Source organism: Bacillus sp. ISL-45 (genome assembly GCF_018613195.1).
Lineage (GTDB): Bacteria > Bacillota > Bacilli > Bacillales > Cytobacillaceae > Mesobacillus.
This window is the reverse complement of sequence record NZ_JAGGQQ010000001.1, coordinates 88,089-108,856: the sequence shown is the minus strand read 5'-3', so window position 1 is coordinate 108,856 and position 20,768 is coordinate 88,089. Positions and strand designations below refer to the sequence as shown.

The 20,768-nt window shown below is 45.9% G+C and carries 21 protein-coding genes; 11 read left to right on the top strand and 10 right to left on the bottom strand.

Annotated elements, in window-relative coordinates; translation table 11 throughout:
• Positions 1–227: 227 nt before the first annotated feature.
• The 3 genes from J7E35_RS00590 (at position 228) to J7E35_RS00580 (ending at position 1,750) form a co-directional block, all read left to right on the top strand.
• Positions 228–1,112, top strand: a complete 885-nt coding sequence (locus J7E35_RS00590) for a selenium metabolism-associated LysR family transcriptional regulator (RefSeq protein WP_214776273.1) — start codon at positions 228–230, stop codon at positions 1,110–1,112.
• Between the two features lie 91 nt (positions 1,113–1,203).
• Positions 1,204–1,476, top strand: coding sequence for a ubiquitin-like small modifier protein 1 (locus J7E35_RS00585; RefSeq protein ID WP_214739017.1), 273 nt, complete (start codon positions 1,204–1,206; stop codon positions 1,474–1,476).
• Between the two features lies 1 nt (position 1,477).
• On the top strand, positions 1,478–1,750 hold the full coding sequence (locus tag J7E35_RS00580) for a MoaD-like domain-containing protein (RefSeq protein ID WP_214776272.1): 273 nt from the start codon (positions 1,478–1,480) through the stop codon (positions 1,748–1,750).
• Positions 1,751–1,977: 227 nt separating this feature from the next.
• On the opposite strand, the gene J7E35_RS00575 is transcribed toward J7E35_RS00580, so the two are convergent.
• On the bottom strand, positions 1,978–3,819 hold the full coding sequence (locus tag J7E35_RS00575; protein WP_214776271.1) for an aldehyde ferredoxin oxidoreductase family protein: 1,842 nt from the start codon (positions 3,817–3,819) through the stop codon (positions 1,978–1,980).
• A 144-nt stretch (positions 3,820–3,963) separates the two neighbouring features.
• On the opposite strand from J7E35_RS00575, the gene J7E35_RS00570 reads away from it, so the two are divergent.
• Together J7E35_RS00570 and J7E35_RS00565 are read left to right on the top strand one after the other, a co-directional pair.
• Positions 3,964–4,992, top strand: coding sequence for a ThiF family adenylyltransferase (locus J7E35_RS00570; RefSeq protein WP_214776270.1), 1,029 nt, complete (start codon positions 3,964–3,966; stop codon positions 4,990–4,992).
• 134 nt (positions 4,993–5,126) lie between these two features.
• Positions 5,127–6,539: an FAD-binding oxidoreductase gene (locus J7E35_RS00565; protein ID WP_214776269.1), complete on the top strand. Its 1,413-nt coding sequence runs from the start codon at positions 5,127–5,129 to the stop codon at positions 6,537–6,539.
• 225 nt (positions 6,540–6,764) lie between these two features.
• Here J7E35_RS00565 and J7E35_RS00560 read toward each other — a convergent pair whose 3' ends face one another.
• Positions 6,765–7,784: a YeiH family protein gene (locus J7E35_RS00560; protein ID WP_214776268.1), complete on the bottom strand. Its 1,020-nt coding sequence runs from the start codon at positions 7,782–7,784 to the stop codon at positions 6,765–6,767.
• A gap of 184 nt (positions 7,785–7,968) precedes the next feature.
• On the opposite strand from J7E35_RS00560, the gene J7E35_RS00555 reads away from it, so the two are divergent.
• The 5 genes from J7E35_RS00555 to J7E35_RS00535 all read left to right on the top strand — a co-directional run bounded on the left by J7E35_RS00555 (position 7,969) and on the right by J7E35_RS00535 (position 13,202).
• Positions 7,969–9,174 (top strand): MASE3 domain-containing protein, encoded by a 1,206-nt coding sequence (locus J7E35_RS00555; RefSeq protein ID WP_214776267.1) that lies wholly within the window; start codon positions 7,969–7,971, stop codon positions 9,172–9,174.
• Positions 9,175–9,458: 284 nt separating this feature from the next.
• The gene (gene nagE / locus J7E35_RS00550) at positions 9,459–10,835 is read left to right on the top strand and encodes an N-acetylglucosamine-specific PTS transporter subunit IIBC (RefSeq protein WP_214776266.1); all 1,377 of its coding nucleotides are present in this window, start codon (positions 9,459–9,461) and stop codon (positions 10,833–10,835) included.
• A 49-nt stretch (positions 10,836–10,884) separates the two neighbouring features.
• Positions 10,885–11,070: a hypothetical protein gene (locus tag J7E35_RS00545; RefSeq protein ID WP_214776265.1), complete on the top strand. Its 186-nt coding sequence runs from the start codon at positions 10,885–10,887 to the stop codon at positions 11,068–11,070.
• A 938-nt stretch (positions 11,071–12,008) separates the two neighbouring features.
• Positions 12,009–12,926, top strand: coding sequence for a DUF7916 family protein (locus J7E35_RS00540; protein WP_214776264.1), 918 nt, complete (start codon positions 12,009–12,011; stop codon positions 12,924–12,926).
• 84 nt (positions 12,927–13,010) lie between these two features.
• Positions 13,011–13,202 (top strand): hypothetical protein, encoded by a 192-nt coding sequence (locus tag J7E35_RS00535; protein WP_214776263.1) that lies wholly within the window; start codon positions 13,011–13,013, stop codon positions 13,200–13,202.
• 159 nt (positions 13,203–13,361) lie between these two features.
• On the opposite strand, the gene J7E35_RS00530 is transcribed toward J7E35_RS00535, so the two are convergent.
• The 3 genes from J7E35_RS00530 to J7E35_RS00520 all read right to left on the bottom strand — a co-directional run bounded on the left by J7E35_RS00530 (position 13,362) and on the right by J7E35_RS00520 (position 15,347).
• Positions 13,362–13,517 carry a hypothetical protein gene (locus J7E35_RS00530; protein WP_192470097.1) on the bottom strand — a complete coding sequence of 52 codons (156 nt, stop codon included), beginning with the start codon at positions 13,515–13,517 and terminating at the stop codon, positions 13,362–13,364.
• Positions 13,518–13,643: 126 nt separating this feature from the next.
• Positions 13,644–13,946 (bottom strand): hypothetical protein, encoded by a 303-nt coding sequence (locus J7E35_RS00525; protein WP_214776262.1) that lies wholly within the window; start codon positions 13,944–13,946, stop codon positions 13,644–13,646.
• A gap of 51 nt (positions 13,947–13,997) precedes the next feature.
• The gene (locus J7E35_RS00520) at positions 13,998–15,347 is read right to left on the bottom strand and encodes a sensor histidine kinase (RefSeq protein ID WP_214776261.1); all 1,350 of its coding nucleotides are present in this window, start codon (positions 15,345–15,347) and stop codon (positions 13,998–14,000) included.
• Between the two features lie 161 nt (positions 15,348–15,508).
• Between J7E35_RS00520 and J7E35_RS00515 the strand changes: the two genes are divergently transcribed.
• On the top strand, positions 15,509–15,952 hold the full coding sequence (locus tag J7E35_RS00515) for an STM3941 family protein (RefSeq protein WP_214776260.1): 444 nt from the start codon (positions 15,509–15,511) through the stop codon (positions 15,950–15,952).
• A gap of 179 nt (positions 15,953–16,131) precedes the next feature.
• On the opposite strand, the gene J7E35_RS00510 is transcribed toward J7E35_RS00515, so the two are convergent.
• The 5 genes from J7E35_RS00510 to J7E35_RS00490 all read right to left on the bottom strand — a co-directional run bounded on the left by J7E35_RS00510 (position 16,132) and on the right by J7E35_RS00490 (position 20,297).
• Positions 16,132–16,884, bottom strand: coding sequence for a (S)-benzoin forming benzil reductase (locus J7E35_RS00510; RefSeq protein WP_214776259.1), 753 nt, complete (start codon positions 16,882–16,884; stop codon positions 16,132–16,134).
• A gap of 140 nt (positions 16,885–17,024) precedes the next feature.
• On the bottom strand, positions 17,025–17,756 hold the full coding sequence (locus J7E35_RS00505; protein ID WP_214776258.1) for an ABC transporter ATP-binding protein: 732 nt from the start codon (positions 17,754–17,756) through the stop codon (positions 17,025–17,027).
• A complete protein-coding gene (locus tag J7E35_RS00500; protein ID WP_214776389.1) occupies positions 17,753–18,451 on the bottom strand; it encodes an ABC transporter permease in 699 nt (232 codons plus the stop codon). Before J7E35_RS00500 ends, J7E35_RS00505 begins: the two co-directional genes overlap by 4 nt.
• A gap of 60 nt (positions 18,452–18,511) precedes the next feature.
• Complete coding sequence (locus J7E35_RS00495) at positions 18,512–19,372, bottom strand: ABC transporter substrate-binding protein (RefSeq protein WP_214776257.1); 861 nt, start codon at positions 19,370–19,372, stop codon at positions 18,512–18,514.
• A gap of 4 nt (positions 19,373–19,376) precedes the next feature.
• The gene (locus tag J7E35_RS00490; RefSeq protein ID WP_251009766.1) at positions 19,377–20,297 is read right to left on the bottom strand and encodes a substrate-binding domain-containing protein; all 921 of its coding nucleotides are present in this window, start codon (positions 20,295–20,297) and stop codon (positions 19,377–19,379) included.
• Positions 20,298–20,768: the final 471 nt, after the last annotated feature.

Genomic DNA, 20,768 nt, shown 5'->3' with positions numbered 1-20,768 from the left:
ATTTTGACACTCGATACTCTCCAAAATGTCTAAGAAGTGTTGTTTAATAGACATTTTGATGCCCGATACTCTCCAAAATGTCTAAGAAGCCCTGTTTAATAGACACTTTGACGTCAGTATCCCCTAAAATGTCTAATAAAATCTTTTTAACTTAAATTTATTGTCCATATCAGGGCAATTCGTATTAATATTGGATTATATAATATGTCTGAAATTGGAGAAATGCCATGAATCTGAAAAAACTTGAGGCATTCATAATGGTTGTCGAAAAAAATAGTTTTTCTGAAGCAGCGGCCGCGCTTAAAAGCTCACAGCCATCTGTCAGCCTGAAAATCAAAAGCCTGGAAGATGAGCTGGGATTTGAACTGCTAGACAGGGGAGCAGCAGGAATCAGGCCGACTCCTGCAGGGATGCTTGTTTATACAGCGGCAAAGGATATTGCCAAGCGGTGGAGGGTACTGGAGGGCGAACTCGGCGAATTCCAGGGTACCCTGACAGGCACACTGACAATTGGGGCGAGTACCATACCGGGAACCTATTTGCTTCCCGGCTGGGTTAAAAAGTTCCGCAGCCTTTTTCCGAAAGTGGATGTCAAAATCGAAATCGGTGATTCGAAAAAGGTCCTTGAAAAACTGCAGAACCACCAGATTGATGCTGCGATCATCGGGATGAAGGTCGAATCCCGATTGTTAAAGAGCAACCCAGTTGCCAAGGACTCTTTGGTTTTAGTTACGCCAGACGGCCACCCATTAGTCCAAACGGAATCAGCGGATTTTTCACAAATTCAACAATATGATTTCGTCCTCCGTGAAGAAGGATCGGGCACCCGCAAAATGATGGAGCATTACTTAGCAGAAAAAGGCCTGTCGTTTGAAGCTTTGACAGTTGCCGTATCCATCGGAAGCACAGAATCCGTAATCGCTGCAGTTGAAGCAGGGATGGGCATCAGTTTTATTTCCAGGCTGGCGGCTATGCCTGCACAAAGAGCTGGGCGCATTAAAATCGTCGACATGTTTGAACCATACGAACGGGAATTTTATCTTGTGACCGATACAGATGCTGAAAACACTCCGATGATCAGACAATTCTCAGAAATAGTGAATAAAAAATAGTAAATGAGAGTGAAGAGCCCCTGATGAATGAGCTAATGACATTTTTCATTTTTCAATTTATTATTAAGGTAAGGAGAAAGGGGCGTTTAGGATGCAGGTTAAGGTATTTGCTAATCTCAGGGAGATTTGCGGAGGCGTGACAGTCGAAGTGAAGCCTGATGGAGACCGGGTAATGGACGTGCTTGATAAAATGTGCGAAATGTTCCCGGATTTGCACGAAGAGATTTTTACAGAAGAAAAGACGCTCAAGCCATTTGTGCATGTCTACATCAATGGCCGAAACATCGTCCATGACCAGGACCTTCAAACGTATGTAAAAGAAAGCGACCAGTTCGCGCTGTTCCCTCCGGTTGCCGGTGGCTGATATGGTTGATAGAATACTAGAATTCCGCGGAATTAACCTGGATCACCTTGGAATGTACTTTGAAGAGCTGGGCGGCAGGCTCGTGACCGACTCCTTCCCGTTTGTGTATGAGGCGGGAGGATGGAGAGCAGAAATCTTAAGCGAGGATGAGCTTGCTTTTACAAAAACATTCATCGTCAATGCAGTACATATCCGCTTTGCTGCAGAAACCATGGGTGAGCTCGAACAACTGATCAAAAATTACCGTTATAAAACAACCCGGGTAGGCGGGTAGTTAAGGGTTCGGCAGATTAATGCCGGAGCCTTTTTTATTTTACTGGAGGCTGCTTTCGCATTGAGTGTTCCATTTCGTACATGTTCTATAATCGCGCTAAAAAAGGTATCGGGGCTCCTTTCGAGGAGACTTCTGAAGATGTTCCGTTATAAAAGATTTTCGTACATCACTTTTTGATCATTTAAAGCAAAAACCAGGCAATTTCTGCCTGGTTTCCTTCAAATCTATTATACTTCCTCTGTAGCCGGAGCTGTTTCTTCGTCGATGATGCCCAGTTCGCGAAGTTTTTCTTCTGTAACAACGCCATCTTTCCAGCCGCGGACATTATAGTAGTCTTCAAGCATGATATCCATGCGGGAGACAAGTCCTTCACTGTTTCCAGAAGCGCCTTCTTCAGTGAAGCGTTTTGGCAGGAAGTCGTCCTCACGCTTGTTGAAGCCAGCTAGGTTATTGTAGTAACGCTCAAGGTTGTAAATTCTTTCGCCTGCTAGCATGACATCATCCGCTGACATCGGAATGCCAGTCATTGTGCTGTATTGCTCAGCATAATGCTCTGCATTTTCAGAGAATGAAGAGAACTTACAGATATTCATAGAGTCAGAGAATGAAAGCAGGTTCTGGAATACGCTTAGAAGCTCGGCCTTGCCCTCTGCTACTGTACGGTCTGTTGGCTCAGGAATGCCGGCGATTTCAGATGCGATTGTGTAGCCGCGAAGGTGGCAGGCACCACGGTTACTTGTCGCATAGCCAAGGCCGATACCCTGGATACCGCGTGGATCGTAAGCCGGGATGGACTGGCCTTTTACTGACATAGAGAGTTCAGGAACGCCCCATGCAGCAGTCGCGCGTGCAGGACCTTCAGCAAGGATGCCGCCGAAGCCTTCACGGAATGCGATTTTGCGAGCGATTTCAATCATGCCGTCAGCGTCGCCCCAATCAAGCTTCTCGTCAACGATGCCTTTTTCATAAGCTTCCATTGTGACAGAGATGGCGTGGCCAAGTTCGATTGTATCCATGCCGTATTCGTTACAGATATCGATTAAGTATGCAATCGCTTCAGAGTCGCTCAATCCGCTGTTCGCACCAAGTGCCCATGCAGATTCAAACTCAAAGCTTTCTACGCGAGTCTTATATTTGCCTTCCTTGACTTCAACTTCGATCTTACAGCCGACCGGGCAAGCGTGGCATGTGTTGTTGGCAACAAGCAGATGCTCGTTAACCCACTCGCCAGAATGCTTTTCTGCTTCATCCCAGTGTGTCAATTGAGAGTTGCGAGTTGGAAGCGCTCCCACTTCATTGATCAAGTTGGTAAGGACGTTTGTTCCATATACGGACAATCCGCCTTTGTTAGGAGCAGTAAGGCCGCCTTCAAGAATCGCTTTAACCGCTTTCTTGTTCGCCTGGTTGTATTCGTCTTTTTGTGCCGGCTCAGGCATGTTGCCTTTTTGTGCAGCTTTGATGACGATTGCTTTCAATTTTTTGTAACCGGCAACCGCTCCAGTACCGCCCCGTCCCGCAGAACGGTCGTGCTCGTTCATGAAACCGGCAAAACGCACGCCGTTTTCGCCAGCCTGGCCGATTGTCATAACGCTTAAATTTTCTTCGCCATGTGCATCTTTTAAAGACTGTACAGTCGCGCGCGTGCTCAATCCCCACAATTGAGAAGCGTCGCGGATTTCTGCCTTGCCGTCTTCGATATAAAGGTATACTGGCTTGTCGCTCTTGCCTTTGAAAATGACGTTGTCGATTCCGGCCCACTTCAAACGGGCTGCTGTCCATCCGCCCATGTGCGAGTCAGTAACCGTGCCAGTCAATGGAGACTTCGTCACGACTGCCAGACGTCCGCTCATAGATGAACGTGAACCTGTTACAGGCCCTGTCATGATGCACAGGATGTTTTCTTCTGACAAAGGCTCTACTTCAGGTCCGTTGTCAAGAACATACTTAACCCCAAGACCACGGCCGCCGACATACTTTTTCACGTCGTCTTCATTGATGCCTCGGTAATCGACAGTGCCATTTGACAAGTCAACTACGACTTCTTTGTTTTTAAATCCCCCAAAATTCATCTTACTAATCCACCTCTTTCATTTGATATGGATAAAAAATAATACAAGAGGCCTATTTTCCTCTTAATTTTAAGTATAGTGAAAATTCAGCCTAAAAAAAAGCTTTATTTAAAGATATAATGAAATAGAAATGAGGGGATATGGATGAAAGATTTGGAGCGTTATTCAAGGCAGATTTTATTCCAGCCAATTGGAAGTGGAGGGCAGGAGAAGTTAGTAAAAAGCTCTGCTGTCATCGTCGGCATGGGCGCGCTGGGAACGGTGATTTCCAACCATTTGGTCCGATCAGGTGTCGGGCATGTGCGAATTATCGACCGTGACCTTGTGGAGCTTTCCAACCTTCAGCGCCAGACTCTCTATGATGAGGATGACGCACGTGAGAACCTGCCGAAGGTCATTGCCGCTGAAAAAAAACTGAAAAAGATCAATTCAGAGGTAAAAATAGAGCCAATCATCTCAGACTTAACGCTCGACAACGCAGAGGATCTGCTTGCAGGCTTTGATGTGATTGTCGATGGAACCGATAATTTCATGGCCCGCTATCTCATTAATGATGTTGCCGTCAAGCACGGCATTCCGTGGGTGTATGGCGGGGCAGTCAGTTCACGAGGGATGTTCGCCGCCATCAAACCGGGGGAAACCCCTTGCTACAGATGTTTATTTCCATCCGTTCCTGCTGGACTGGGGGAGACATGCGACAGCATCGGTGTACTTTCACCGATTACGGATATCATTGGATCCTTCGAAGCAGTCGAGGCACTCAAGCTGCTCGTGGGGGCAGAGTCGAATCCTAATCTTGAACAGATGGATATCTGGTACAACTCCTTTTTGCAAATGGACGTCAGCCAGGGGCGCAATCCAGAATGCCCCGCATGCGTCCACCACAATTACGAATTCTTGGACCGGTCCTCCGACCAGCAAATTAACTATGCATCCTTATGCGGCCGGAACACAATCCAGATCAACCCGCGGAAAAAAACGAAACAGGACCTGGAGAAACTCGCCAGCACCCTGAAAAATAGTGGCGAGGTCAAAGGCAATCCATTTTTGCTCCGCTTCATGCCGGACAAAGAAATCACAATGGTCATTTTCCAAGATGGAAGGGTCCTCATCCATGGCACGAATGATACGGTAAAAGCAAAATCGTATTATGCGAGATACATGGGTTCCTAAGGGATGATCCGGTAAAAGCAAAAAACTATTATTCAAGACCCTGGGTTCATAATGGATAATCCGGTAAAAGCAAAAAACTATTATGCGAGATACATGGGTTCCTAAAGGATAATCCGGTAAAGCAAGAGTCTGAAATGCGAAAAACCAAGGGCCATAACATTTTAGAAGGGGAGATTGACTTGGCAGGCTACATAGAAGAATTGAAGACAGTAGTAGATGAAGAACTGGTGACGGTTAATGAAACGGTTTTGGAGCTTCATGGCCGGGATGAGTCATATCACGAACCGCGCCTGCCGGATGTTGTTGTATTCCCGCAGGATAAAGAGGATGTCTGCAAGGTGCTAAAATTCGCGAACGAGCGGAAAATTCCTGTTGTGCCATTCGGATTGGGAACGAGTCTGGAAGGACATGTAATCCCGGTGAATGGCGGGATTTCCCTTGACCTTTCACAGATGAATGCCATCGTCGAAGTGAAGGAAAGCGATTTTCTTGTGAAAGTCCAGCCTGGGGTCACGAGGTCGGTCTTGAATAAAGAGCTGAAAAAGTATGGTTTGTTTTTTACCGTCGATCCTGGAGCTGATGCGACGCTTGGCGGGATGGCGGCCACAAATGCGAGCGGCACAACTTCGGTCAGGTACGGCATCATGCGCGACCAGGTGCGGGACCTTGAGGTTGTGCTTGCGAACGGTGACATCATCCATACTGGCAGCCTTGCAGCCAAGTCATCTTCAGGAATCCACTTGAACGGAATGTTTGTCGGCTCGGAAGGAACGCTTGGTGTCATCACTGAACTTACGCTGAAAGTATATGGCATCCCGGAGGCGATTACCGCCGGGCGGGCAGTTTTTCCATCTGTGAAAAATGCCGTCGATGCCGTGGTTGGCATTTTAGCCGGCGGCATACCTGTGGCACGGATAGAGTTCGTCGATGCAGAGTCGGTAAAAAAAGTGAATGAATTCATGGAAACAGATTATGAAGAAAGCACGACGCTGTTTATGGAATTCCATGGCAACGAGGCAGGACTTGCCCAGGATGTAGAGTTTGCCACTGAAATTTTGAAGGACCATGGATGTTCGGACTTCCAATTCGAGGCCGACTCAAAGGCACGGAACCAGCTTTGGGACGCAAGGCATAATTTGCTGTATGCCTACAAACATACAGCCGGCAAGAAAAGCATTATGCTGACGGATGTCAGCGTTCCGGTTTCTGAACTGACAGGTGCGATTCTCCACACCCGTAAATTGATCGATGCTTCTGCAATTGAAGGCTCGATCGTCGGCCACGTAGGGGATGGAAACTATCACGTTCTGCTGCTGATGGACAAGGAAAATCACGATGAAGTAAAAGAAGGCGAACGGATCAATCAAGAAATCGTCCACTACGCATTGAAGCGCGGAGGCACCTGCACCGGTGAACATGGTGTCGGCCTGGGGAAAGCAAAATACCAGCGACTAGAGCATGGCGCTGCCTATGATGTCATGAAGTCGATCAAGAGCACCCTCGATCCGAACGGTATTCTGAATCCTGGGAAGATATTTGTGGATTGACTATTGAGTTTGAAGGTATACTGTTCATCTAAATAAGAGCTGTCCGAAATAAACGTGATTCGGACAGCTCTTCGCCTTGCATTGACTGGGGATCTATATTCTACTTTGTCGTGAAGTAGAGTTCGGATAAAACCGCGAATTTTTCATGGAACTTTGTCCGAAGTCGACCCAGGGTTCTAAAACTTTCTTCATTAAAAACTCCGAATCTCCGTAAAAATACCCCATCTACAGCAAAATCACAACCAACAAATACCCAAACACCGAAAGCAGCACAGACCCGGCAAGTCCTGCAGACAATGCCTTTCCGCCCATCTGCCGGAAGGACTTAAAGTCAACATTCAACCCAAGTCCTGCCATGGCCATGCCGATGAGCAAGTAGGCGAGGCTGACGATGGCAGACGCGGTGCCATCGCTGACAACTCCTGTCGTATTGAATGCGCTCACCGCTAGGAATCCAAGGATGAACCAGGGAATCGGGAGGTTAGCCAGAGTCATTTTTTTACCAGCGTCACCGGTTTCCTTACGCTGGATCAAGAAACCTATTAAAATAGCTACCGGAACAAGCAGCGCAACCCGGGTCAATTTTACGATAATAGCGAGGTCGAGTGCAGCCTGGCCGGCCGGGTCAGCAGCAGCAACAACATGGGCAATTTCATGCAAGGTTCCTCCTGCAAAAACCCCATAATCGAGAGCATGCAAATCAAGGTAAGAGAATACCAAGGTATAAAGAATGGTGAAAATCGTTCCAAGCACAGCAACATTGGCTGCCCCAACAGCCGTTTCTTTTTCATTTGCCTTGATGACTGGTGCGATGGCGACGACAGCGGCAGCTCCGCAAATCGCAGTCCCGCAGGCGGTCAGGATGCCAAGCCTTTTTTCCACCTTAAAAAGCCGGCTTAGTCCATAAACAGCAATTAAAGCGAAGGTAAGGTTCGCGAATGCGATAAAAAACACCGTTGTTCCGGCATTGTATATATCATAGAGATTCAGCCTGAATCCAAGCAATATGATTCCGAGCCGAAGCAGCTTTTTGCTGGAATATGAGGCACCTTCCAACAGTCCGCTGTTCACTCCAACAGACGCCCGCCATATCATTCCAAGCATGATGGCAATGACAAGCTGTCCCAGGATCGCGAAGAATGGAAGGCCAGCGATCAAGCGCGCGGCCAGTGCCAGAACCAGGGTTAAGGCAATACCCTTGAAGACAGGCACGCTAAAACGGGGTAAAAGTTCTTTCACTTTCATGATTACACGTCCTTCAAATGTATCTAACTACCACTTTACCGAATAAAAGAGAAATAGCAAAACCCTAATATGTATTTAACCGGAATTGTCAATATTCACAAAACGGCTATATGTACGCTAAGCAAGGGGCGCGGATGGTGCTTATAATAAAGGTAACTTATATCCTCCCTAAGCAGGTGAGCAAATGGAGAAGAGCATGTCGGAGGGAAGGTTTCTCGTTTATACTGTAGCTGCGGTCATGCTTTTGATGCTGATCCATCTCTATCATGCCGACCTTTCGTCCTATTTGAATCCTGAAAATTATATTGCCATCCATACGATTTTGGAATTTTTCAGTATTGCTGTTTCCTTTTCGATCTTTTCATACGGCTGGAAAGTTTTCGGTCTTTCGAAATCCCGGAAAATCCTGATGCTGAGCTTTTTATTTTTCATAGTCGGAATGCTCGACTTATTGCATACACTCACATTCAAAGGGATGCCTTTTTTTATAACCGAAAGCTCGATCGCAAAGGCGACATGGTTCTGGGTTTCGGCACGAAGCATTGAATCATTGATGATAGTGCTTGTCCTTGTCCTGCCCGAACGCAAGCTGAGGCAGGATCCAAGGCGTATCTGCCTGGCAATTTGTTCAGCGGTTATAGGTGTCATCATGTTCGTGATTTTCAAGTATGAACAAAGCCTTCCGCTGCTCGTCATTGAAGGCAAAGGGACAACCATCTTGAAAAATCTCATAGAATACGGTGTCAGTTTCCTTCATTTCATCTCTATTGTCATATCGCTTTACTTTTATAATGAAGGCAAGAACGGTCAGCATCTTTACGTGGCGCTGGCATTCACGTTTCTTTTTTTATCTGAGCTCGTGTTCACCATCTACCAGAGTGTTTATGATATCGATAATTTTACTGGGCATTTATACAAGGTGATTGGCTACTTTTTCATCATGAGAGGCTTCTACTTTTCGACGATTACGGACGACAGCTTCCTGAAGGACCCTCCCGAAAAGTTATGGAGGGAAACCGAGGAAATGATCCATAGCCACTATGGGGTCATTTTCAAGCTGTCAAAACAGGGAAATAATTTCATTCACCACATTGTCGGCGGCGGGCTGCTGGACGATCTTGGCTTCACCCCGAATGAAATCAATGGCAAGACCCTTGGTGAATTCCTGCCGGAAAAAGCAGGGAGAATTGAACGATATTATGACTGTGTCTGGAAAAATAATGAGAAGATTGTTTTTGAAATTGAAATTGGCGGAAATACGTATACGATTTCGCTCATGCCTGTCATGAACAATGGCGAGGTAGTGGAGGTTGCCGGAGCCGTTATGGGAATTGTCAGGTATTCACGCCTGGACCGCTGCTCACGCAATACAAAGGCAAATGCCTTGTGAGATTTGGATGAACCTGCAGAAATGCGGGTTTTTTTGTTTCTTTAATTGCCAGCGCGCCATATCGGAATTTTATAAAAATAAGTGAATAAGCTATAAGTATCAACCCTGTCCAGGTTTCGAGGGTGACGCACTGAAGAAAGGAGAGCTCATCTCTTAAAAAAATAGTCTTTTTTTAGGGTATTATTTAGGGAGTCGAAGTGTTAAACTAGGAATGTGTTTACAAATTTCTACAAGGTCCACGGATAAATGTAAGCACTTACATTTTAATGGGAGAGGTGTTGAAGGTGCTAGGATTCTTACAAAGGATCGGGAAGGCGTTGATGCTTCCCATCGCAGTTTTGCCTGCAGCTGCACTATTGCTGCGTCTTGGGCAGCCGGACTTATTGGATATTGCTTTTATTTCTGCGGCAGGTGACGCAATTTTTGCGAACCTTGCATTATTATTCGCGATTGGTGTGGCAGTCGGTATATCGAAGGATGGGCACGGTGCAGCCGGTCTAGCTGGAGCGATTGGCTATTTTGTTTTGACAAAGGGCGCAGGTGCTGTCAATGAAGAGATCAATATGGCCGTGCTTGGCGGGATTTTATCCGGAGTCATCGCTGGCTTGCTATACAACCGTTTTCATGATATCAAACTGCCGGACTGGCTCGGCTTCTTCGGCGGCAAACGTTTTGTTCCGATCATCACTTCATTGGTGATGATTGTTTTAGCCGGTATTTTCGGCTATGTCTGGCCCCCAATCCAGGCGGGCATCAACAATGTCGGTGAATGGATTGTTGGCGCGGGTGCAGTTGGAGTAGGCGTATTCGGTTTCTTGAACCGTTTATTGATTCCAATGGGTCTTCACCATGTCCTGAACACGCTCGTCTGGTTTGAATTTGGTGAATTCACAAATGCGGCGGGGGATATTGTAAAAGGTGACCTGAACCGTTTCTTCGCAGGTGATCCTAAAGCTGGAATATTCATGAACGGTTTCTTCCCAGTCATGATGTTCGGCCTTCCAGCTGCAGCCTTCGCGATGATTGCCGCGGCGAAAAAGGAGCGCAAAAAGGCTACTGCCGGCGCGCTTGTCGGTTTAGCGTTCACATCCTTCCTGACAGGGATTACGGAGCCTATCGAATTCTTGTTCATGTTCCTGTCTCCTGTACTTTATGGAATTCACGCTGTGTTGACTGGTTTGGCCATGTCCATCACCTACATGCTGGATATCCACCATGGATTCGGATTCTCAGCCGGTGCAATCGACTATGTGCTGAATTATGGAATAGCGCAAAAGCCATTGCTGCTGCTTGGTGTCGGCCTCGTTTACGCGGTTCTGTATTTCGTGATTTTCTACTTCCTGATCATCAAGCTTGACCTCAAGACTCCAGGACGTGAAGACGAGGTTGAAGGCGAGTTCACAGATAGCGGTGCTTCAAAAGGCAATTACGCAGAGCTTGGAGATCACTATCTTGCAGCATTAGGCGGCAAAAGCAATCTCAAGGAGCTGGACAATTGCGTCACACGCCTTCGCTTAAAAGTCGATGATATGACAAAAGTAAATGAAGCAGAGCTCAAGCGCCTGGGAGCAAAAGGTGTATTAAAACTAAATAAAACAGACCTTCAAGTCATTGTTGGAACCGATGTAGAGTTTTTGGCCAATGAGATGAAGCGGAAATAGAAAAGCGGAGGCGACTGCCCAACTCCGACAATCGTTAGAGGGCCTGATAGTGAAGTTGTTCTTTGACTTCATTGGCAGGACTGAAATCGAAAAGTATAGCCGACTGCCCAGAAACACAGAAACTGGAGACTCCGACAAAGAAGCGCTTTTTGCTTTTGCCGGCGGAGTTGAAGTTTCGGAGTTTCTAGGAGGCGAAACTAGACAAACGTCTCGAGGAGTTAGGAGCCGCAGCTAGACACTAATCTGAGTGTAAAAGTTTATACTTTTCAATAAGAAGCAGGCTTGGCGGTAATCGTACCGCCAAGTTTTTTTCATAGATGATTCGCAAATATTATGTTAGATCGTCCTTATAACAACCGCTTATGACAATGCAAAGAGAAAAAAAGCAGCAAGGTGGTCTTTATAAGACTTCTTATGACCATCCAAAGAGAAAAAATGAGGCAAGGTGGTCTTTATAAGGCTTCTTATGACCATGCAAAGAGAAAAAAAGCAGCAAGGTGGTCTTTATAAGGCTGCTTATGACCATGCAAAGAGGAAAAATGAGGCTAGGTGGTCTTTATAAAGCTTCTTATGACAATGCAAAGAGAAAAAAAGCAGCAAGGTGGTCTTTATAAGACTTCTTATGACCATCCAAAGAGAAAAATTGAGGCAAGGTGGTCTTTATAAAGCTTCTTATGACCATGCAAAGAGAAAAAATAAGGCAAGGTGGTCTTTATAAGACCGCTAATGACCATGCAAAGAGGGAAAATGAGGCTAGGTGGTCTTTATAAGGCTCCTAATGACCATGCAAAGAGAAAAAGTAAGGCTAGGTGGTCTTTATAAGGCTCCTAATGACCATGCAAAGAGGAAAACTGAGGCTAGGTGGTCTTTATAAGGCTCCTAATGACCATGCAAAGAGGAAAAATGAGGCAAGGTGGTCTTTATAAGGCTCCTAATGACCATGCAAAGAGGAAAAATGAGGCTAGGTGGTCTTTATAAGGCTTCTTATGACCATGCAAAGAGGAAAAATGAGGCAAGGTGGTCTTTATAAAGCTTCTTATGACCATCCAAAGAGAAAAAAAGCAGCTAGCTTACCGTTTTACTATGCCAGGTCAATTTAATATTCTGGAATGGAACAAAATACAAACTGAAAAATAGAAACATAGCCAATACATAAAATGGAGGGATATGATCATGAAACGTCTGTTGGACTGCACAGCATCTGATTTTGAAAAAATGACGGGACAGGATTTGAAAAAGGCCATCATTGCTTCGGAGGGACGGACGATTTTATCTGAGGTAATCGGAGCATTCTCGCCGTTTTACCCTGCCGTGACGAATGCGGAACTGGCGGCGGCATTCGGCGCGGACCTGATCCTGCTGAACTTCTTTGATGTAAAGAATCCTTCGATTGAGAGCCTGCCAGAAGCAGAACCGTCGGAAGTGGTCGCCCAATTAAAGAAGCTCGTTGGCCGTCCGGTGGGCTTAAACCTTGAGCCAGTCGACCTCCAGGCGGACAAGCTTGAGGCGCTCCAGCAGCTGCCTGAAGGAAGGATTGCTACCGATGCTTCCCTTAAAAGAGCGAAGGAGCTTGGCTTCGATTTCGTCTGCTTGACAGGAAATCCCAAAACAGGCGTGACGAATGCCGAGATCACGAAGGCGATTGAGAAAGCCAGGGCAGCGTTCGGTCCAGATGGTTTGATCATTGCGGGAAAGATGCATGGTGCAGGGGTGGCTGGTGAGACGGGTAGCACGATGATGACGGAAGAAACCTTGCATACCTTTGTCGAAGCAGGTGCTGACATTATCCTGATCCCCTCGCCAGGCACAGTACCAGGGTTCACGGTTGAAAAGACGGCTAAGCTAGTTGAGCTTGTCCACCAAAAAGGAGCGCTCGCAATCCTGACGACAGGTACAAGCCAGGAGGGGGCGGATGAACAAACAATCAAGCAAATTGCTCTGAACAGCAAGATGGCTGGTGCTGACCTCTACCATATTGGAGACGCCGGGGCAGGAGGAATCGCTTCACCCGAGAACATCATGGCCTATTCCATTGTCGTACGCGGCAAACGGCATACTTATGTCCGGATGGCAGCCTCTGCCCGCAGGTGAATCCTTATTTTTCCAGTTCGCTTCAACCAGAATGCGGGTAAAAGTAAAGTCCAAGGCTGATAATAACATCAGGAGGGATACATCATGGAAAAGGACAAGTTTGTTCATATCGATCCAAACGCAAAGCCTGTCAATCCAGGTTCTGAAGAAGAACAAAGAGAAACAGCGGAAGCGAACATGAAGATCCAGGAGGCTTTTTATGATGAAAATGAAAGCAACGGAGTCGATCCTGCAAACCTGAATAACCAGACAGCCATTCTGACAGATATGGACTAAAAGCCGGCAATTGTTTGCCGGCTTTTTTCCTTGTACACCAGGAAATTTATACTTTTCGATTTCGGTCCTGCCAATTTAAGTCAAAGAACGACTTCACTGTCAGTCCCTCCAGCGCTTGTCGGGGCTGAACGAGGTGCTTGCGCTTTTTGTTCTGGAACTTTAGTGGTGACGATCGGTTTTATCACTCTGATCTTTGTTGTGCTTGTTTCCCTTGCTGTTGTCCCCGCTTGTCAATTCGCCGGAAAACTCGGCCATCTGGTTCCCGAGCTTGGGAGAATTTTGGTTTCTGCTGCCCTTATTGAACTTTTTCGTCATTACAAACCCTCCTTATAGTGAGTACAATCTTAGTTTTCCCGGTAAAAGGGTGGCAATATGTAAAAACTTTTTAACCGAGGCTAGGCATAATAAAAAGGCAGCCTGCACACAGCTGCCCATTATCACTCACTTTTCAATTAGTCGGTCAATCTCTTCCTCGCTTACTAACTCAACCTCTGCCAGACCTTTAAGCTCCTGTATTAGGCTGTTTGCTTCCTCATACAGTGTGTCATCGGTAAATACTTCTGAGTAGTAGAGTGTGTTGTCCAACACTGCTTTCACATGAAGCCTCGTGCCGGATTCTGTGTCTTCGTCACCCAAAGTGACGGCGGAGCGTGAGGTTTCGTGCTGATTGAGCAAGACTTTATTGCCATTGTTGTCTTTCTTTACAGCTTCAACAATTTCCACCAACGAATTAACTTGTTTCAATGACATCACCCCTCTAGTTATGTATTCCATGTTTCAGGATTTTAAAACCAATCAGATAATGATTTCGAAAGTTGTGCCCTTGCCAAGCTCGCTGCTGAGAATAATTTTTCCTCCATGCGCTTCCACGAGCTCTTTTACGATTGCAAGCCCTAGCCCTGAACCCCCCAAAGCACTTGACCGCGATTTGTCGACACGGTAAAATCGGTCAAAAACCCAGGCCTGGTCTTCTTCGGGAATTCCTTTTCCTTCATCCTTCACGATAATATGAACTGTGCGGTTCTTTTTAAAAACCTGCATTGAAGTCGCAGTGCCTTCCTCAGAATACTTTCTTGCATTATCCAGCAGATTAATGATGATTTGTTCAAAGCGGGTTGGGTCGGCCTCGATATAGACTTCCCCAGGACAGGCAAAATTAAGCGCGATATTTTTTTCGCTAAAAGATGGTGCCATCCTCGTGTGTATTCCACGCATGAATTCACAAAGCGCTACACGTTCTTTTCGAATGGTAAAAGTGTTTTCGTCCATTTTTGCGAGGTCAAATAACCCTTTGATCAGACCGGAAAGCTTCGTTGCCTCTTCATGGATAATTTTCAGGTAATGACTTCTGTTCTCTGTTGATGTTCCTGCTTTGCCCGCTATGTCCGCATACCCTTTTATATAGGTGAGCGGTGTCCGCAGTTCATGGGAAATGCTCGCGAGGAACTCATTCCGCTGCCTTTTCATGTGGCTCAGGTCATCAGCCAGTACCTGAATCGACTCTGAAAGCTCTCCCAATTCATCGTTTCCACGGCGGGGCAGAGTAACGGAATAGTCGCCCTGGCGAATTTTAGAAGTTGCTTCATTCATCCTAATGACTGGCTTGGTGATGAACCTGGATAGAAAAAGGGTAATCAGAGCCATTGAGATCAGCAGAAGGATACCGGCAAGCCAGAAGTGTTTATTCAGCTTGGCAATAAGGCTCTGGACGCGCTGGGTGTTCTTGAACATATAAACAGCACCATTGTTCTCCAGGGTACTAACTGACGCTATATATTGCTTGTCCTGCCAGTCATCCTCTAAAATCGTGCCAGCCCGCGGAACATCAGAAGGAGTTTCTCTAATGATATCCTTCATGGAGTTATCGGTCGGGACCGATGAAGAAACAATTGCGCCTGTATGATCAGTGATAATGACATGGGTATCCGTCTTTGATTCCATGATCGTAATATGGTGAATGGTTTCCTGGGTATAGGAAGTCTCAAGAATATCACGATGGTTATTGCCACGCGTTTGCAGGGAAGCCAGCTCCTCGTCAATCCTTGAATGGATGATAGAAGAATGAAGGTAGTAAAATAAGACACTTTCGACCAGCAGTATCGTTATGAAAAAAACTGCCCCGATTTTAAAAGAAATCCGATCCATTTATGTCACTCCCACTCCCATGATCAATCTTACCTTCATCATACTAAAAAAGTATCCAAAAACAGAGCAGAATAATTGATTTATAGATGGAATAAATTGTTTTTTTGAAATAGGTAATATGGGTAATTTATCCAAGTAAACATTAGAATAGGGGGAGAAACATGGAGAGGGATTTTCATTTTTCGAAGGTAAGAATCGCATTTCTCTTTGCTGTTATTGGACTTGTGACCGTTGGTTTTTTTATCGGGTTCATAAGTATGCTGTCCGAACCAGAAGGAAATGGCATGGGGATGATCCTGTTCGGAGCGCTGATCATCATACTGGGATGGAGCCTGATATTTTTAGGAAAAACTTTTTTTGAAAAAGAAGCTAATGTGACGATCAGTGATAAAGGACTGACATTGCGAGGCAAAGCAGGTCCTGGTTTTATTCCATGGGAGGATATAGATGGGATTCTGCCATACGAGGTACATAATAATGCCACTTTGGGCATCATCTTAATTGACGAAGCTAAGTACATCGACTCGATGCCAAAAGGCGGACAGCGTCTTGTGAGATTGAATGTCAGGACAGGATTCCCCGCTTTCAATATCGGCTTAAGCTAGAAAAAACAGGAACTGCTGGACCTTTTGCTTGAAATGAATATTCCCTTTTTCATTGAATCCCATGGAGAAGAGCGAATTGACCAGGCGAAGGAAACGAAGATGTGAATGAAAAAAAAGCGAAGAGGGATTGCTCCTTCGCTTTTTGGCTTCATAATTTTATATCCCGGACATGCAAAATACTAAAGCAAATCATTCACTTTATAAATTCTTCCGTTTTCGAGGTCATCGGCCAATACAAGATTTACAAGTGCTCCGGCAACAGTATCCGGGCTGCGGAGACTGCCGCTTTCTTTGTAATTCCTGAAGGTATCTACATCGGCGAATGATTCTTCAGAAGAAGAGCGGATCGTCATCTGCATATCGGTATCCATCAGACCTGGACTGAAGGCGATGACCTTGCTGCTGCTTTTGCTGTTCGTAAGCTCGAGGCCTGCAGTCATCGTGAACATGTTGACAGCGGCTTTTGTGCTGCAATAAATGCTCCATCCCTGGATTGGCCTCTCACCAGCGCCAGATGTTACATTAGCGACGATCAATTTCGTGCCAGCATTATTTGCCTTTTGTATAAATAAGTTGCTGATCAGGATTGGTGCCGTCAGATTAACCTGGATATTTTTCTGCACTAAAGATGCATCGAGCTCTCCAGCAACGTCAATCGGCTCAATGATTCCAGCGTTATTAATCACATAAACAGCTTCTGCCTTTTTAAAAACATCATCTGCAATTGCGGCGAATATACTTAAAACCTGGATCTCGGAGCTAAGGTCGCAGCTGTGATGGGTATATCCCGCCCCGGATTGTTCCGCAGCCTGCTTTAGTGAATTGTTCTCACTCCGGGACACAGTAATCACATGAATACCTTCAGATACCATTTTTTGTGCTGCTGAAGCTCCGAGCCCTCTTGAAGCACCTGTGATGATTGCATATTTCATTATATACACTCCTTTATGTAAAAATAATGCTCGCATTGAATCATACTATATCCCGATTTTTATAGCTAAGGATAATCGATTATTTGATTTTCATCAAACGAAAAAACAGCATGGCTTTCTGCAGCCATGCTTGAAACAATCTAATTGAGAAGGCTTTTCCACTCATTTATAAAAGTGGATGTCGATGTGTTGGGGGATGACAACACTTCTTCTGTCGGACCGGTCTGCTTCAGCTCGCCATCCATCAGAATCGCCAGCGTTCCGGCCAGGTATTTCAATTCCATAAGATCATGGCTGACAAAAACGGTCGTTGTTTTCGTCTGCTGGATGATCGACTTGATATCCTTCAACAACTGGATCTTTGTGGGGAAGTCCAGTGCTGAGAATGGTTCATCCAAAAACAGGACTTCTGGCTCGAGCACCATGGCCCGTGCGAGATTGACACGCTGAGCCTCACCGCCCGACAGATGGGCAGCCTGCTTTTTGGCAAGATGGCCGATCTGGAATTTATCGAGCCAATAGGCGACCTTGTTTTTCAATTCCTGGCGGGGAAGGTTCCTAAGTTTCAGTCCTACCGCAATGTTGTGGAAAACAGTCGTATCAAGAAGGAGCGGCTGCTGCATCGCGACAGCGAATTGTCTCCGCGCCTCCAGTGTCAGGTCAACAGTGATATCGCGACCTTTTAAAAAAATCGATCCATGGGCCGGTTTTTCAAGCATCGATAACGCCTTAATAAACGTGCTTTTTCCTGCGCCATTCGGTCCCATGACCCCAAGGACATCCCCCTCTTGAATCTCAAAATAGGGGATGGAAAGCAGTTTCTTTTTACCTGCCGTCACTTCTAAGTCTTTTACAGTAATCAGTGGGGTCATAGGCTCCGCTTCCTTTGCTGTAAATAAGTCAAACTGAATGTAATGATGAAAGCAAGCGTCATCAGGATGAATGAGAGCGCGAGGGCAATGTCGAAATTGCCTTTCGATACCTCCATGACAATCGAAGTCGTCAAAATCCGTGTTTCGCCGCTGATATTGCCGCCGACCATCATGGCAGCTCCTACTTCGGCAATGACCCGGCCGAACCCGGCAATGATGGCTGCAAGAATCGCCAGCTTGACCTCTTTCATCAAGATCCAGTAAAGCTGGATTTTCGTCGCTCCAAGCGCTTTCACCTGTAAGATCAATTTCGGATTAATCTGCTGGAAGGCCGTGCTTGTCAGCGCCGTGACAATTGGCAATGAAACCAGGATCTGCGCGAGAATGATCGCTGTTGGCGTATAAAGCCAGGACCAATCGCCAAGCGGGCCAGATCGCCACAGGAAAAGGGTGATCCACAGGCCGGCAACGACCGGAGGGAGGCCCATGCCAATATTAATGATGGCAAGTATGAACCGCCTTCCTGGAAAACGGGAGAGACCCAGGAACATCCCTGTTGGTATGCCGATCAATGTGCTGACCAACACGGCTGTAATCGACACCCTCAATGTCAGCAAGGTAATCTCAAGAATCTCCGGATCACCTGACAGAATCATCTCTATAGCTTTTTTTAATCCTTCTAGTAAAAGTTCCATGCGCAATCATGCTTTCCTTCTAAATTTTCTGCATAATATGATTATACATTACCAGTGATCCTATTCGAACAAGAAGAAGAGAGGCTCACCGTATTCATCCACGCCAAAGTCCTTGATGATGTTTTTTGTGTCTTCAGCAATCATGAATTCCACGAATGCTTTCGCACCTTCTGCATTCACTTTTTCATGCTTATCATCGTTGACCTGCATAACATGATAAATATTCAGCAGGCTTTCATCACCTTCTACCAGCATTTCAGTGTCAGGCATATTTTTCTTTTGCGCCAGAAATGTCGCGCGATCTGTCAGGGTATAGCCTGTTTTCTCTGAGGCAATCATGAGTGTTGCACCCATGCCCTGGCCAGTCTCAATATAGGCATCGCCTAAGGATTTTGGATCAAGGGAAGATTTCTTCCAAAGCTCCAGCTCTTTTTTATGTGTACCGGAATCATCACCGCGTGATACAAATGAAGCTTTTGATTCAGTGATTTTCGTCAATGCTTCAGCCACAGATAAACCCTTTATCTTAGCTGGATCTTCAGCAGGACCGACAAAGATGAAATCATTGTACATGACCTTCTGGCGGTTGATTGCATCGCCGCTCTTAACAAGCTCCTCTTCCGCAGCTGGAGCGTGGACAAGCAGGACATCCGCTTCGCCGCGCGTTCCCATTTCAAGTGCCTGGCCAGTGCCGACCGCAATCGTTTTTACATTGTAGTTATTGTCTTTCTCGAATTCAGGCAGTAACACCTCGAGCAATCCGCTGTCCTGGGTACTGGTAGTAGTCGCGAGAATCAGGTCTTTTTTTTCTTCTATTGGAGCCTTTTCTGGTTCATTGGCAGTAGAATCAGAATCTGAACATCCGGTTACAAGAGCTAACATAGGCACAAGTAAGATAGATATTAATTTTTTCAGTTTCATTTTTTTATGCCTCCGATAAATGGTTTCCATAGATGATTTTTCCGAACTCCTCAGCATCATAGCCATCAAGGTCGGCGATGCTGTCCTTGAAATTGGTAAGCTGGATTAGGTCAATCAAATGTATGAGAGCATCTTTGTTTCCGGGAGTCCAGCGGAATACAAGATCAAACTGTTCCTTCGTAAGCGGGATGAAATCTAGTCCAAGCTGGCTTGCTGCACATCTGATTCCGAAGGCAGCATCTGCACTTCCTCTGCTGATGTGGGCCGCTGCGCCAAGGTGGGTCCATTCTTCATTTTCATAACCGTTCACTGCTGCTGGCTCAAGTTTTTCACCGGCCAGGAAGGAATCGAGCAGGAAGCGGGTTCCGGCACCTTTTTGCCGATTGATGATCGTGACATCACTTCTTGCCAGGTCTTTGACACCGGTGATGTTCTTTGGATTTCCTTTTGCGACAATCAAGCCCTGGTCCCGGGAAGCAAGTCTCATCACCGTAATCGGCTCATGGACAAAAAGCTGGCGGATGAAGGGAAGATTGTATTGCTGCGATGCCGGGTCAAGCAAGTGGACCGCAGCGATATCAGCACTGCCTCTGTAAAGCATCATCAACCCTTCAAGACTGCCGATGTAGGAGGGAGTGATGGAAAGTCCTGTTCCTTCAGACGCTATGTACTTTACCAGCTGTTCGACCAGGAAATCATGGCTGCCTGCGAGCTGCAAAGAATGCTGGCCTGCCGCCTTTGATTCCTGCGCTTTCACCGGATTTGCGGACATGCTGGCTTTATATCTTTCAAACTCGCTTTCTTCAATCCGCATTTTATTGCCTACTTTAAAGGCTGCAAGATCACCACGCTTAATCATTTCATAGACAGTATGCTTGGAAATTTTCAGCATGGAAGCGATTTCATCTGGAGTGTAGATTTGCAAATGGTTTCCCTCCTTTTCATCCTAAACTAAATATAATAGAATATTTAGTAGATGGGTATACTTTTTGTTTAGTTTTGTTAAGTTTCGTTTAGTTTCGTCGTGTTTCAATCAAAAATCGTTCACAATTACAGCTGGAGATGCACAATTTTTTCCAAATATAACCTTCACAAAATACTCCGGGCAGTATTGTGTATTTATTATTGATACCATGGTAAACTAAGCACTAGACAGAATTGATGAAGAAAGGAAAAGGGAGAATGCAGATTTCAGATAAAGCGCGCGACATTTTAAAAGAGATCCTCGCTGAGCGCAACGCAGAAGGTATCCGCGTATACTTCGGCGGCTTTGGCTGAGGAGGCCCGCAGATTGGTCTGGCTCTGGAGGAGCCGGAAGAAGATGATCATGTAACAGTAATCAATGAAATCCAAGTCGCAATCGAATCCAATATCGTCGACTATACTCAAGGTATGG